Here is a 14209-nt window from a genome sequence, read left to right on the forward strand (position 1 = left end):
AGATGTGTATAAGAGACAGGGTGACCCGTTGGTTACAGAGCAGCTGGTCAGCACCCTGATGATGTGTCATGGTGAAGCCGCTGAAAAGGAGGAGGTTTTAAAGTAACTCCTGAATGATAAGCCCAGGGTTCAGATGTCCGATGATCAACTGACACTCAGCACCAATACATCAAGCGATGTCTTCCAAAAACAGCCCAACATTGACGATGGGGTAACCCGTTTTATTAGTTTCCTGAAAGGTTAAAACCACCGGCTTTAGCCGGTCAGCTTTAGCTATGATGGTTTCCTCTCCCTTCGGGATGTAATTAAAAGCGCCCCAAGGCATACGCGGCTGTCATTGTGTACAGGGATTGTACACAATCCATCCGGCAGGGATAGCCATCTCACCGCACATTCACTTCCCTGTGAGATGGATCCTATACAATCTCGGTAATTGCTCCTGCACTTTACCTCCTGCATCCATGCAGTCGCCTGTACAGGATGACAGCAGCCAGGGAATCAAGAGGTGATGATAAATTTCAGGAGTGAAGGTTAGCGACAACGCGTCTTTGACGCGTATCCGGACTTTCAGTCCGTAACACTAACCCACCGGCTTTAGCCGGTGGTTGTTGAGTTATTTTTTATTTTTTATTTTTTATTTATTTTATTTTTGGCCTTTTTCTTTATATTCCCTGGGTCAAAATTTTCTATCACCTTTGGAAATCCCTTCTTTGAGCCCGAAATATCTCTGGTACGATCGGTTGGTCATCACGTGGTCTGTTATTGCCGGGCTGGGGAATGAGTTCAGCTCCTTCATCAGGTATTATTTGTAGAAAATTGTGCAGGCTCGCCCCGCTTTGATTACGCCTCTGCTCTTCAGTAATTGGATGGTTCATGAAGTCATCAACAACCATCTGTCGGGTAATTGCACCCGAACCGGTGTGACCCTCCTGCTGCAGGCGTTGATGAATACGATCCATCTGGATGGGGTCAAGAGCTCCGATAAGGGTATTGCTGGCAGTGTCAACCAGCATCCGTGAGTTACCAATGGCAAAAACCGTGACTCGCTCGTGATCCCGCTGCACCATCCATTTATTGCCTGCAGTAAGTTGCCAGGCATTGTTTTGCATGGTTTTCCCATCTTCAGCGGTGAGCGATTTTCCGGTTAGCAGTTTCACGACAAGGTGGAAATCCTGCTCACTCATGTCGAGCAATGCGTCGGTATTGCATTCCGGGATATTCAGTGTTCTGATCAAGTTCAGGCGTTGTTGTGTCGCCGGGCTTGTTTTTTCCTCAATGGCACGATGCCCTTTTCTTTGAGTTTCTTCCATATCTGCTACCTGATGGGCATAGCGTTGATTTGTTACAAAGCGTTGATAGCGATCAAAGACTGTTTTATAAAGGTTTATGATTTTTTCTATGTTTGCTGTATTCGCTGCTATGTTTTCTTTTGTCTGCTCTTTGTTTTCTTTGGATAATTTGGTTCGCTGGTAAATGGCTATCTGGTTATCAAGTTCCTGCTGCAGTTCCTGGAAGACAAAATAAAGCTGAAGGTCATCACCCGGGCGGAGCTGATTGGGAAAAATCGCCTGATTTGACGTTATCCATGTTTTTAATCTTTGATAATCCCGTTTCGAGCTGGTTCTATACAGTGCATCAACAACCTGATCCCTCAGGGATGCCTGCAGGGATTTGTTATCATGGTTTAAAAATAAATTCACTTCCGATTTTATTGACGTAAGTTCACTTTTTAATTGCAGCAGTTTTTCAATGGTTGCCGAGCCTTCATTGCTAAGGGTTTCTGTGACAGTGCGTTGTAAACCGTGAAGACAGTGGGTTATTTCTTCTTCGTAATGGGTACGGTATGTCTTAACGATGTGGGTAAGCTGTTGCTGAATTTCCTGGTATCGTGGTGTGTCACGGGAAGGATGTTTAGTGGCTTCCTCGTGTCTGAGCGTCACTAATTTCGTAGTTTCTTCGATAAGCCAGCGGCGATCCGGACGGTCTCTACGGGCACCTTTTTCAGTGCTTGTTACGTGTGTCTTTCTCGATATTTCTGAACGGTCAGATCTGCTGTTTTCCTGTAGTTGAAGGCGCGAATGAAGTCGTTGTCCCAGCGCCTGAACAGTATTGCTGGCGGGTTGCTGATCGGCGAATGAATGAGCAAAAGACTTGTTCTGCCCGGTATAGGATTTTTTGTTTGAACGTGGCACAAGGGGCGGGTTTTGGATATCTGTTGATACCGGACTGGGCTGTCCGTTATGAGCTTGTGGAGGATTCCTGTCTGAACGAATAGTTATGGTTTGGTGCCGGGGATCGGTTGTTAATACCTGAGTGGTTGAATGGTTTCCCGTCGGATAGCCAGTTTGACGGGTTACAGGAAATACCCATGCTTCAGTCAATAAGGAAAAAGGCGTTTGCCAGCCTGACAGCCATGGTATGACTGTATTATCTTTTTTAAATTGATGGGCAGTGATTTTATTCTCTGTTAAATAAGACCCTATGCCTTTTACCGATTTTTCAGACCCTGAGGAGGGATAGTTCTCCGCTTCACATATTTCATTTTCAACATTATTCAACAGGTTTCGATAGGGGTTTAGAGAGAAAATTGACAGGGAGTTATGGTCGATTGTCTCTGAAATCTGTCTTTGAGGTTGATAGCTGGCAACAAAATGCCCCTTGAATAATCGGGAAACAGTTGTCTGAGGGCTTGGCACCGCTGGTTGCTGGTGGGCAGTAAGTGACAGTGATCTGAGAGTATTAAATAAAGTGGTGTTTGTTTCAGCCATTTGGATCGTCCTGTCATTAAACCGGTTATGGAATTTAAATCCCTGCTACTTTTGTCTGTCTTGTTTCTGATTGGTTCCCGAATTTTTTTAAATTAGCCACCCTGCGCACAGCCCATTTGATGGGCTGTCATGAGTTAGAGCCTGCTAATGAATGCATTGGGGTTTTTAAAAAAAACAGACTGTCTTAATTCAGAGTGCAGGAAAAATAATAATGGCAAAGCCACCTTTGACTGGTGACAGGAGGTTTACAGGCTTGTTTCAGAAATTCAGCTTATTTATATTTTGTTGTCCGGGAAAAGAGATGGGAGAAGGGTTGAGCCTGATTTAAAACAGTAAGGCACCGGAGATGGAGCCTTACTATTCAGGGATATTTTAGCTGTTCGCCTTATCCGGATTAAAATGCTCACGCAGCTTTTGCAGCAGCATATAGAACATAGGTATCAGCAGGGTACCAAAGATGGTCGCTGCCAACATACCGGAGCTAACGGTAATACCGATGATCTGACGACTGGCAGCACCCGCGCCACTGGCCAGTACCAGGGGCAGAACGCCCAGGATAAAGGAAAGCGCCGTCATCAGTACCGCACGGAAACGCAGGCCCGCCGCATTAACCGCCGCGTCAAAAATGCTGTCGCCTTCCCGTCGCCTGACCATGGCAAACTCGACAATAAGAATCGCCGTTTTCGCCGCAATACCAATCAACAGCACCATACCAATCTGGGCGTAGATGTCGTTGGCCAGCAGCGGGTTCCAGTTACGCATCAGGTTAATGCCGGCGAAGGCACCAAAGGTGGCAACGGGTACGGCGCTGATAATGGCCAGGGGCAGGGTCCAGCTTTCGTATTGGGCCACCAGAAAGAGGTAGACGAACAGGAAGGCCAGGGCAAACAGCAGTGGTGCCAGGTTACCCGCTTCAATTTCCTGCAGGGATTGTCCGGACCAGGAGTAGGTGTAGCCATCGGGCAGATTGGCGGCCAGTTTCTCCATGGTTTTCAGGGCATCACCGGAGCTGTAACCCGGGGCAGCCTGACCACTGACATTCACCGAACGATAAAGGTTGTAATGGCCAATATTGCTGGGCCCGAGAATCGGCTTCAGGGAAGCAACGGTGGTCAGTGGCACCATCTCGCCCTTGATGTTGCGCACATAGAACTTGCTCAGGTCCGACGGTTCCGCACGGTCAATGCTCTCGGCCTGCAGGTTCACCTGATACGTTCTTCCCAGCAGGGTGAAGTCGTTAACGTACAGGGAGCCCAGCTGGGTTTGCAGGGTCATGAAAATCTCGGAAAGCGAGACTTCCTGAGCTTTCGCCTTGTTGCGGTCCACCTCGAGGAAATACTGGGGCACATTGGCGCGCCAGGTGGTGAACACCCGACTCAGTTCCGGTTGCTGATTGGCTTCATAAATCAGGCCATTCAGCACCTGGTTGAGCTCCTGGGGTGAACGGCTCATGGTGTCCTGCAGGCGGAAGTCAAAACCACCGGACGTCCCCAGTCCGGGAATCGGCGGGAAGGCAAAGGCCATGGCCTGGGCATCCGGGAGTCCCCACAGTTTGCCCTGAACGCGGTTCAGTATGGCGCTCTGGTGCAGTTCCGGGCTTTTACGCTCATCCCAGTTATCCAGTACCACAATGGCCATACCACCGTTGGAGTTAGAACCACTGAAAATACTGAAGCCGGAAATGGTGATCACGCTGTCCACACCGGGCTCGGTGCGAACCTGCTCGGTGATCTGCCACATCACGTCTTCGGTACGGTTCAGAGAAGCGGCATCGGGCAGTTGAATGTCTACCAGAAAGAAGCCCTGGTCTTCATCGGGAACAAAGCCAGCGGGTGTTGAGGTGAACATATAGCCGGTGGCCGCTATCAGGATGGCAAACAGGCCAACGCCAAGGATCGAGCGTCGGAGCAGCAGCGCCACCCAGCTTTTGTAGCCGCCGGTCATACGGGTAATAAAGTTTTCAACCGGTCTCAACCAGCCAATCTGCGCCATATTGCCTTTTTTCAGCAGGGTGACGCAGAGGGCCGGACTGAGGGTCAGCGCATTGATGGATGAGATCAATACCGCGACAGAGATAGTCACCGCAAACTGGGAGTAGAGCCCCCCGGTAATACCGGGCATAAAACCAACCGGCACGAATACCGCCAGCAGTACCAGGGTAGTGGCAACGATGGGGCCGGCGACCTCTTTCATGGCCTGACTGGTGGCTTCCTTGGCCGACATGTTTTCCTGGTTGATCAGACGCTCGACGTTTTCAATAACAACAATCGCGTCGTCTACCACTACCCCGATGGCCAGCACCAGACCAAACAGGGTGATGGTGTTGATGGAGAAGCCCAGGACATTCATGATGGCAAAGGTACCGATCAGCGAGACCGGGATGGCAATGGCCGGGATCAGGGTTGCCCGCCAGTTCTGCAGGAAGATGAAGACCACCAGGATAACCAGCAGTACCGCTTCAAACAGGGTTTGCACGACCTCTTTAATGGACGCATCAATGAACTCGGTGGTATCGAACTTGATAACGAATTCAATGCCTTCCGGGAAGCTTTCAGCCAGCTCCGCCATGGCGGCTTTCACGCCTTCGGCCACGTCCATGGCGTTGGCATCCGGCTGTTGATAAATCACCAGGAACGCTGTCGGGTCGTTATTCAGGCGCGCATCACCCGCATAACTTTCTGAGCCCAACTCCACCCGGGCAACGTCTTTAACGCGAATAAACGAGCCGTCTGGCTGTGCCCGGACAATAATATCGCCAAAGGCTTCCGGACTGCTCAGGCGCCCCTGGGTCTTGATGGTATAGGTAAATTGCTGATCGGGCAGGGTCGGGCCCTGACCCAGTTTACCGGCCGCAACAATGGTGTTTTGCTCATTAATGGCATTGGAAATATCGCTGGTGGTCACCTCCAGGGCGGCCATGCGGTTGGGGTTTAGCCAAAGACGCATACTGTACGTCATGGGTCCCATAACGTCGGCGCTGGCAACCCCGTTAATCCGTGCCAGTGGTTCCTTCAGGTAGTTATTGGCGTAGTTGTTCAGAAAGATCTGGTCGTAATCGCCACTTTCCGACACCAGGTTAACCCCCAGCAACATATTGGACGACTGTTTACGTACAGTAACCCCGAGACGGCGAACCGCTTCCGGCAGGGTGGGTTCAGCCACCGCTACCCGGTTCTGGACGTTGACCATGGCCATGTCCTGATCGATACCGGTTTCAAAGGTAATGGTAATCGATGCCGAGCCGCTGTTGTCGGCGGTGGAGTTAATGTAAATCATCCCTTCCACCCCATTGATCTGTTCTTCAATGGGACGAATAACGGCTTCTTCTACCGTTTCAGCATCAGCGCCAGGGAACATGGCATTGACGGTGATCTGGGGTGGGGCAATTTCCGGGTACTGGCTCACCGGCAGTATGCTCAGCGAGATCAGGCCGACCAGGGTAATCACAATCGAGATGACGAATGCGAATTTTGGCCGGTTAATAAAAAACTGGCTGAACATCTCAGTTACCCTGCTTCTGATTCGGCGTGATGGTGCCTGTTGTTGGGTTCACAGTCACCATGTTCGGGGATACTTTGGCCCCCGGGCGAACCTTCTGCAGACCCTGGACAATAATGAGTTCACCGGCCTTCAGACCTTTGTTAACCACCCACATGGCACCCATTCGGCGACCCAGCTCAATCTGGCGGGTAGCGACGGTATTCTCCGCAGTCACCACCAGAACAAAGTGGCCGGACTGGTTTTGCTGAACCGCAGCCTGGGGCACCATTGGCGACAGTTTGAGGGTATTGCTTTCTGCCTGCAGGGTCACGTAGAGGCCTGGCAGAATAACCCCGTGGGGGTTAGGGAAGGAAGCACGGAGAGTCAGTGTACCGGTACCTTCATCCACCCGGGTATCGGCAAAGCGGAACGTCCCTGGCTGATTGTATTCCTGGCCATTAGGCAGTGTCAGCGAGAGTTTGAACTGGTCTTTATTTTCAATGGGTGCCTGTTCCGGATTGTCTGCAGCGGCAGAGTTGTCCAGCAAATGGCTGACCAACTGTCGTTCATCCACCTGAAAGGTCACATAGATCGGATCCATGCTGGTCAGGGTGGCCAGAGGCTGGCTGGTTGGGCCCACCAGGTTACCCACACTGTAGGTGGACTTACCGATTTCGCCTTTGAATGGCGCGGTAATCCGGGTATAGCCCAGATTGATTTTTGCCGTTTCAAGGCTTGCTTCCGAGACTTCAACGCCGGCAACCGCCTGGGCTTCCGTGCTGGTTTGCATATCGAAATCCGCCTGGCTGATAAACCCTTTTTTCACCAGGTCACGGCTGCGTTCCAGGTTCTTTTGGGCATTGGTCAGGTTTGCCTCGCTGCTGGCCAGTTGCGCTTTGGCACCTTTCAGCGCCGCTTCAAAGGGGGCTCGGTCAATTTCATAAAGCAGCTGGCCTTTTTCCACCAGCCCGCCTTCGGTGAAGTTTCTTTTAACCAGAAAACCGTCAACTCGGGCACGGATGTCTACCGCGTCGATCGCTTCTGAGCGAGCGACGAATTCCTGGTAATTACCCACTTCCTGTTCGGTGACCGTGATTACAGAGACGGCGGGAGGCGGCATTTGTTGCTGTTGCTGCGGCTGATCGTCTGAGCAACCAGCGAGCAGTAACAGAGAGGTGGCTAAAGCACCGACCGGAAACCATTTTCCGGGTTTTAGCGCAGAGATTTTTGCGATCATTGATAGCTCCGTGAGGGGGCAGATTCTTGCAGGACCCGCAACGCAATGTGATGTTGTTATTAACCCTGCAAAGGTAAGTAGTCAGAGTGAGAGCTGCTGGCTTCTTACAGGGTAATGGTCCGGGCAAAGCATCGACAGCATACAGGGTTATGAATTGGTACGGATAGTATGAGTTTTATCTATCTATAGCCATGTGGAAAACCGAAGTTAGCAATTTGTTTACTGATCTTTTTACCGTTCAATATGGAATAAGTCAGGGCTTTACACTGCGATTACCCGATCTATTGACCGGGTTTAGATGTAAGCCAATACACTGCACCTTCGTTCAGGAACGAAACATTTTAGAACAGGCGTTACAGGCTGCTAAACCGGACAGCCGCCAGTAATCGTTTAAAAAAGCATTCCTGATAGATGAATGATATGATGTCCCGCGCCTCGGAGAGTACGGAATCAGTCCTTTTTGCAAAGGGCTGACTGAATCACGGCCAGTGATTTACTAAAGAGGCTAACAGCTGAGAGCAGAGCATTTATTATAGAGTCTTCAACTCAATAAGAGCACTGCAGGATTTAGAATAGTCAACCAGCTGAACCTTTTGTATTAAAAGCCTCTATTGTTCTTTATACCAATAGAAACAGCCAGAAAGCCCGGGCGGGGGGTTGGCTGGTCTGGCAATCAGTTACCCCATGAACGGTACCTTTAACCCCACCTCCCCCAGGCGGGGTCTTTTTTTATGGAGTAAGCCATGAGCCAAAACAATGCCAAACTACTGCTGATTGATGATGATATCGAACTCTGTGAATTGCTGGTGGAATATCTGGCAACAGAGGGCTTTACTGTCTCTGCTGTTCATGATGGTGAGGCGGGGGTTACTGCCGCTCTGTCCGGGGTACACGATCTGGTGCTTCTGGATGTGACGCTGCCTAAACTGAATGGCTTTGATGCGTTGAAACAGATTCGCCACCGGTCGAATATTCCGGTGTTGATGTTGACCGCCCGTGGTGATGACGTTGACCGGATTATCGGTCTGGAAATTGGTGCTGATGATTACCTGGCCAAGCCTTATAACCATCGGGAACTGGTGGCCAGAATCAAGGCCATTTTACGTCGGGGCCGGACACCGTTGATTCCTGAGGGTACCAGCCGGACACTGCAGATTGACGACATCGCATTGAACCTGGCCAATCGTGAAGCGACCATTTCTGGCGAGCCTCTGGAGCTGACGGCCACCGAATTTCTGGTGCTGAAAACGCTGATCGAAAAAGTGGGAGAACTCATTTCCCGGGATGACCTGACCCAGATCGCCCTGAACCGTAAACTGACGCTCTATGACCGTGCCATTGATATGCATGTGAGCAATGTGCGCAAGAAGGTCGGTACCCGGCCTGACGGCAGCGCGAGAATTAAAACGGTTCGTGGGTCTGGCTACTTTTATATTCTGCCGTCGTGAGGGGGTTGTTGAGGGGAGGGCGATGGTTGCGGTTGAAAGTGCAATTGAAAATTCCCCGGCTGGTGGTCTGGCCCTGGCACAGTGTCTTCTGGAAGATTTTTCTGTGGTTCTGGCTGAGCATGATTGCCATGCTGGTCACCCTGTTTCTGGCCTTTGCCATTACGGTGGATCCATCGGACTTCCTGTCAGAACGGCGGGCGCTTTTTCGTGAGCTGGAAATAGCGGCCCGCAAGATGGAGCTGCTCTCCCGAACCTCCGTTCACTTACCTATCCCGAGGTTTCCCGGCAGCGGTTATTACCTGTTTGATACGGAAGGGAATATTCTGGGGAGTGCGTCTATCTCTGAAGAGCTGGTCTCTGCCTATAACAAAACCCGGAGCCGCAGCGATCCCACCATCACTTTTCGCAGTGGTATGGTGGTCGTCGGACCCCAGAAAATCAGCCTCAATGATGCCCCTTATGAACTGTATCTCACCAAAGAGATGCCGGTATTGGTGCAATGGCGGGTTAAACAGGTTATTGCACGACAGTGGCATCTTATTATTCTGGCGCTGGGTATGAGTTTTGTTCTCTGTGTGGTGCTGGCCCGTTATCTGGTAGGTCCCATTGGTAATTTACAAAGGGCTTCCCGGAAACTTGCCAGGGGTGACTTGAGTGCCCGTGTTGGCGGTAAGGTTGCCAGACGCAGGGATGAACTGGGCGAACTGGCCCGGGACTTTGACCATATGGCGGAGCAGGTGGGTTCTCTGGTGTTCAGTAAAGAGCGATTACTTCGGGATGTATCCCATGAGTTGCGGTCGCCGTTAACCCGGCTGCAGATTTCCCTGGCCCTGGCCCGAAGAAAAACGCCGGATGCAGACGCAGAACACTCTCGGATCGAGCGTGAAATTGAACGGCTGGATCAGCTGATTGGTCAGATCATTCACTTTTCCCGTATTCAGCAGAACATGGCCAATATGGCCTGCGAGAAGGTTTCTCTCGAAGGCATGCTGAAAAAGCTGGTGGATGATGGCGACTTTGAAGCTCAGGCTGGTGACAAGGCGGTGGTTTTCAAGGAAACCGCCAGTATTGAGCTGGAGGCTGTTCGGGAGTTTCTCTCCAGTGCCGTGGAGAATATCATCCGCAATGCGATCCGTTTTACGCCGGAAGGTTCAGAGGTTGAGGTGAGTCTGTTCCGTGAAAATGATACGGCACTTATTCGTATTCGGGATCACGGTCCTGGCGTGCCGGAAGAGGCCCTTGAAGATTTGTTTGAACCGTTCTTCCGGGTGGATGAAACCAGAGGCAAGGAGAACGATGGTACAGGTCTTGGCATGGCAATAGCCAGAACGGCGGTTGCCCAGCATAACGGTTCTATTGTTGCCCGTAATGCCCAGCCGGGGCTTGAGGTATCCATTCGTTTGCCATTGAGGGATGGATTGAGTGTCTGATTCAGACCGTCATCGCTGGGACTTGTCGCCTGCAGAAGTCAGATCTTTGCAGACGACACTTTCCAGTCAAGTTTCAGTATGATGATTTGCCTGAGATAAGGTGTGTGGCGGGCGTTGATGTTGGTTTTGAAGGCTCTTTTGAGTTTTAAGTGGGTAAATAGAAACCAATTGGGGCGTATTTTCATCAAAGAATGTGTCAGCCGGTAGAAAATGAGAGTTCAATGGTCATTGCCCCCGAGGAACCAGAATTAAAAACTTGCCGTCCTCCCACTGACATCCTGTACAGGGATTGTACAGGATCCCATCCGCAGGGAGGTGCAGCTTGATGGCTGGCTCTCCCTGCCTGGAGGATTCCGTACAATCCCGGTAATTGCTCCTGCATTACTCTACCCCCTGCATCCATGCAGTCGCCTGTACGGAATGACAGTGGAGAAATATCTACCCACTCATTTTACAAAAGAACCGTTTTGAATCACTGTTGGTCATCGAATATTGTTAAACACGGCGGTGCATTATGTTCAATCATGTCTTACCCGCTACCGACTGCCGGAAACCACCCGCGGGGCGGATGCACTGGCTTCAACAAATAGAGGGCAGGCTGTTGCCAAAGCCAATCAGATTCTGGCTCGTTAGCTTTTCCTGCGTTTTATTGCTGGGCGGCTGTGCTGGCAATGATCGGGAGACGTACAGCCAGCAGAGTTTTCAGCAAATGGTGAATGCCGGCTTTCTTTCACCACAGATTCGCAGCCTGGATCTGTTGCCCATCATGATGGTTCAGATTTACCTGGAAACACCGCAGCTGTTTATTCAGGGGGATGGTGAGCCCCTGATGTTTCACATCAACGGCCAGGTTGAAGCGGATGTGCTGGGCGGTATGGTGACGGATAAGCTGCCGGTTCAGATTACCGGGGTTGCGCAATTAAAATACGCTCCGGAAGATCAGGCAATTTACTTCGACCAGATCGACTTTATGGAAGCGCGGATTGATCTGAAGGTGGCACTGTTTAAAACCATCATCATTGATCGATTTCAGCAGGCACTGTTAACCGAGCTGGCGAATATGCCTTTAATCGCTTTGGAAAACACGCCTGAGCTGGCCTCGGTGCTGGAAGTGCTGGCTAAAAAAGGTGAAGTTCAGTTTGAGAGCAGGGATGGCAATCTGGTCGTGGAAGCGGTGCCTGAAAGAAAATGAGCCGGCGGGCTAAACCTGTTTTGTTGAGTAGGTTCCAGTGTCGGTTTTCGGTTTGAATGAATACATGATAAGAGTCTCTGGCCTGATTTTCCGGAAGAGGGCTTCACTTTGGTCTTGTTGGAATAAAAGGTTGATATTTGAAAGTAATATCCCCAGCTGTGTTTACTGTTAATTTGATTCTGCCAGGATTTTTGGAATAACGATTAGTCTCTGGCAGCTTGGTTGTGGGCACGAATTCTCTATATCCAGGAGTTTCAGTGGCAACACTTGATTCAGAAGGCGTGCGGCAGTTATAACCGGTAGCGGTTAACGAGCCCTTGTCAGTTTTTGCTAAAACAGGTATCGCTGATCTTATTTCTACGTTAATCGACCCGTTACAAACAGTGTAATCACCTGTTGCGCTAATAACTCCAATCAAAGACCCTGAATCTGTTGAAATATCCACTTCTTCAATATTTTTGGGCAATCGAGCCTTGATATCTCTTGTGGTGTTAACTTCGAACGTAGCGCGATGTCTCGGATTATCATTTGTATCCGGGGCTGGCTCAACAAAAATACCCCCGGCGTCACTGACAGCCAAAATTATATCACCTTTGGTTGTCTTCAAATTAATAGTATTTATACAATTTCTACCGGTATAGCCATTATTGCCGTACGCTCTATCTGTGAGTGATTTCTGGTCTTCCGTTATAGTGGATGAAGTGAGTCCTATACGTTCTGCGAGACGCCCCAAAAAAGAGGGTTCAGTGATTTCAGGCTTTGAGACTGTTCGTATTCCCATAGATGCAGGGTGGGAGTCGCGGTAAGGATTTTTACGGCCAGGGGAGGGCGAGGGCGTTGAATGCATTGCCAGCCTGGAAGCTGCAATGTTGTTACTGGAAACAGCAGTGTTGCCATGAGCCATTTAAAAGTCCCCCATATTTTTGCGAAAGTTTAGAAGATTCATTTTTCAAGAATTCTTCCCGGGTCTATTTTGCCAAAGTAACTGTGTAGCTAAAAGGTAGGACATCAACACACATAATTCGTTCCCGGTGGTTATGCTGCCTGCCTGCATATCCGGGTGGGGGGATGACTTTGCTCAATATGAGGTCTGTTTCTCACACTGATGAGATGTCCGATTTGAGAATAGGGAGGGCAATTTGACGGGTGAAACCTGTGCGCAAAGGAAATATGCAAGGCTGGCTGAGCCAGCCCCTGGATGATCAGAAGTCAGGATTATAAAAAGAAGTCAGTGGTTTCACGACCCATGACTACACCGCCAAAGTTACGGGCATATTTAGCAGGCTGATTGGCGACATGGGTGCGCCCCGTCTGAATGTCGCGGAAGGCCTGATTTACTTTGTGGCTATTGAAAATACCGGCTGATCCACAGTGCAGATAGAGTTCCGTAATTGCATCAGCGCATCGTGAACAGACGACAGCGGAGTCATAACGCATCTTGACACGCTCTTCTATGGCCAGAGGCTCACCTTGCTCAGCACGCTCACTGAGAATATCAAAGTTTTTGAAGAGAATGGTTTTCAGGTCACTCACCACCATCATGGCATTGGCCGCGGCTGTCTGGGCGCCCGGATCTTCAACCACAGCCTTGCCATCGTGAAGGGCGATGCGCTTGCGGTTGAAACCGACAAAATCATCCACGGCGCCTTTCAGTGCACCAATGGCGGCAGAAGAGACAGCACGAACAAAGATCTGGCCAAAAGGCAGTTTGAACAGAGGTGAAGTGTTGACGGCATTGCCCGGGCTGTTCTGCATGAATCCGTCCAGGGAACGGTGAGTGCGGTACTCCGGAACAAACTTGTCTTTTACCACGACATCATGGGAGCCGGTAGCCTGAAGGCCCATGGTGTCCCAGTTATCAATGATATCGTAATCTTCCCGTGGCACCAGGAACGTGCGGTAATCCGGGGCTTCACCTTCATTTTTGGGTGGAATAATCGCTCCCAGGAAGGCCCATTCGCAGTGTTTTGAGCCGGAAGAAAAACCCCATTTTCCGCTGAGTTTGTAACCACCCTCGACATGCTCCACTTTACCTACGGGCATATAAGAAGAGGAAATCAGAACGCTGGTGTCTTCACCCCAGACATCCTGGGCAGCACGGTCATCAAAAAGGGCCAGCTGCCAGTTATGGATAGCAACAACGCCAAGAACCCAGGCGGCAGACATGCAGCCTTCGGCCAGAGTCATTTGTACTTCGAAAAAATCGTGAGGTTTCAGTTTATAGCCACCCCATTTGGCGGGCTGGAGAATTCGGAAGAAACCGGCTTCCTGAAAGTCAGCAATGGTTTCCTCGTGAAGTCTGCCCTGTTTATTAGCTTCTGCGGTGCGTTCTTTCAGTACTGGCACCAGTTCACGGGCGCGGTCGTAGAGTTTTTGACGAATCTGATCTTGATCACTCATTGTTATTTTCTCCCGTTTTTAACCACGGATTGAAGCAGGCGGCAAGGGCAATCGCATACTCTAAATGGACCATTATTCGCTTCCCGCAATCCGCAATCCGCAATCCGCAAAGCAAAACAGCAGGCTCTGGCTTTTAAGGCTTTTTCGGGAGGCGGGAAGCGGACAGCGGTCTTTGAACTCGTTCCCATGCTCTGCGTGGGAATGCATACCGAACTTGCCACAAATGAGACAACCCGCATGAAACTCCCACAAAT

10 protein-coding genes are annotated in these 14209 nt (G+C 50.4%); 4 read left to right on the forward strand and 6 right to left on the reverse strand.

All coding sequences use genetic code 11. The features are described 5' to 3' along the window. Positions 1 to 689 precede the first annotated feature (689 nt). The 3 genes from RM811_RS00630 to RM811_RS00640 form a co-directional block, all read right to left on the reverse strand. Positions 690 to 2768, reverse strand: a complete 2079-nt coding sequence (locus RM811_RS00630) for a hypothetical protein (protein ID WP_402519710.1) — start codon at positions 2766 to 2768, stop codon at positions 690 to 692. Between the two features lie 372 nt (positions 2769 to 3140). Beyond that, positions 3141 to 6269, reverse strand: a complete 3129-nt coding sequence (locus tag RM811_RS00635; RefSeq protein WP_402519713.1) for an efflux RND transporter permease subunit — start codon at positions 6267 to 6269, stop codon at positions 3141 to 3143. Position 6270: 1 nt separating this feature from the next. Continuing rightward, positions 6271 to 7485, reverse strand: a complete 1215-nt coding sequence (locus RM811_RS00640; RefSeq protein WP_402519716.1) for an efflux RND transporter periplasmic adaptor subunit — start codon at positions 7483 to 7485, stop codon at positions 6271 to 6273. A 743-nt stretch (positions 7486 to 8228) separates the two neighbouring features. On the opposite strand from RM811_RS00640, the gene RM811_RS00645 reads away from it, so the two are divergent. From RM811_RS00645 to RM811_RS00660, 4 genes are all read left to right on the forward strand, one after another. Then, positions 8229 to 8933: a response regulator gene (locus RM811_RS00645; RefSeq protein ID WP_402519718.1), complete on the forward strand. Its 705-nt coding sequence runs from the start codon at positions 8229 to 8231 to the stop codon at positions 8931 to 8933. A 38-nt stretch (positions 8934 to 8971) separates the two neighbouring features. Then, positions 8972 to 10363, forward strand: coding sequence for an ATP-binding protein (locus RM811_RS00650; protein WP_402519720.1), 1392 nt, complete (start codon positions 8972 to 8974; stop codon positions 10361 to 10363). A gap of 507 nt (positions 10364 to 10870) precedes the next feature. Beyond that, positions 10871 to 10996: a hypothetical protein gene (locus RM811_RS00655; RefSeq protein WP_402519733.1), complete on the forward strand. Its 126-nt coding sequence runs from the start codon at positions 10871 to 10873 to the stop codon at positions 10994 to 10996. After that, the gene (locus tag RM811_RS00660) at positions 10965 to 11555 is read left to right on the forward strand and encodes a hypothetical protein (protein ID WP_402519723.1); all 591 of its coding nucleotides are present in this window, start codon (positions 10965 to 10967) and stop codon (positions 11553 to 11555) included. Before RM811_RS00655 ends, RM811_RS00660 begins: the two co-directional genes overlap by 32 nt. Positions 11556 to 11658: 103 nt before the next feature. On the opposite strand, the gene RM811_RS00665 is transcribed toward RM811_RS00660, so the two are convergent. The 3 genes from RM811_RS00665 to RM811_RS00675 form a co-directional block, all read right to left on the reverse strand. Continuing rightward, positions 11659 to 12459, reverse strand: a complete 801-nt coding sequence (locus RM811_RS00665; RefSeq protein ID WP_402519725.1) for a hypothetical protein — start codon at positions 12457 to 12459, stop codon at positions 11659 to 11661. Positions 12460 to 12770: 311 nt separating this feature from the next. Continuing rightward, positions 12771 to 13955, reverse strand: coding sequence for an acyl-CoA dehydrogenase family protein (locus RM811_RS00670; protein ID WP_402519727.1), 1185 nt, complete (start codon positions 13953 to 13955; stop codon positions 12771 to 12773). A gap of 72 nt (positions 13956 to 14027) precedes the next feature. Then, the coding region (locus tag RM811_RS00675) for a hypothetical protein (protein ID WP_402519730.1) at positions 14028 to 14209 on the reverse strand (182 nt) is incomplete at its 5' end.

Origin of the sequence: Endozoicomonas sp. (assembly GCF_031844845.1) — a bacterium.
In the GTDB taxonomy this organism is placed as follows: domain Bacteria; phylum Pseudomonadota; class Gammaproteobacteria; order Pseudomonadales; family Endozoicomonadaceae; genus Endozoicomonas.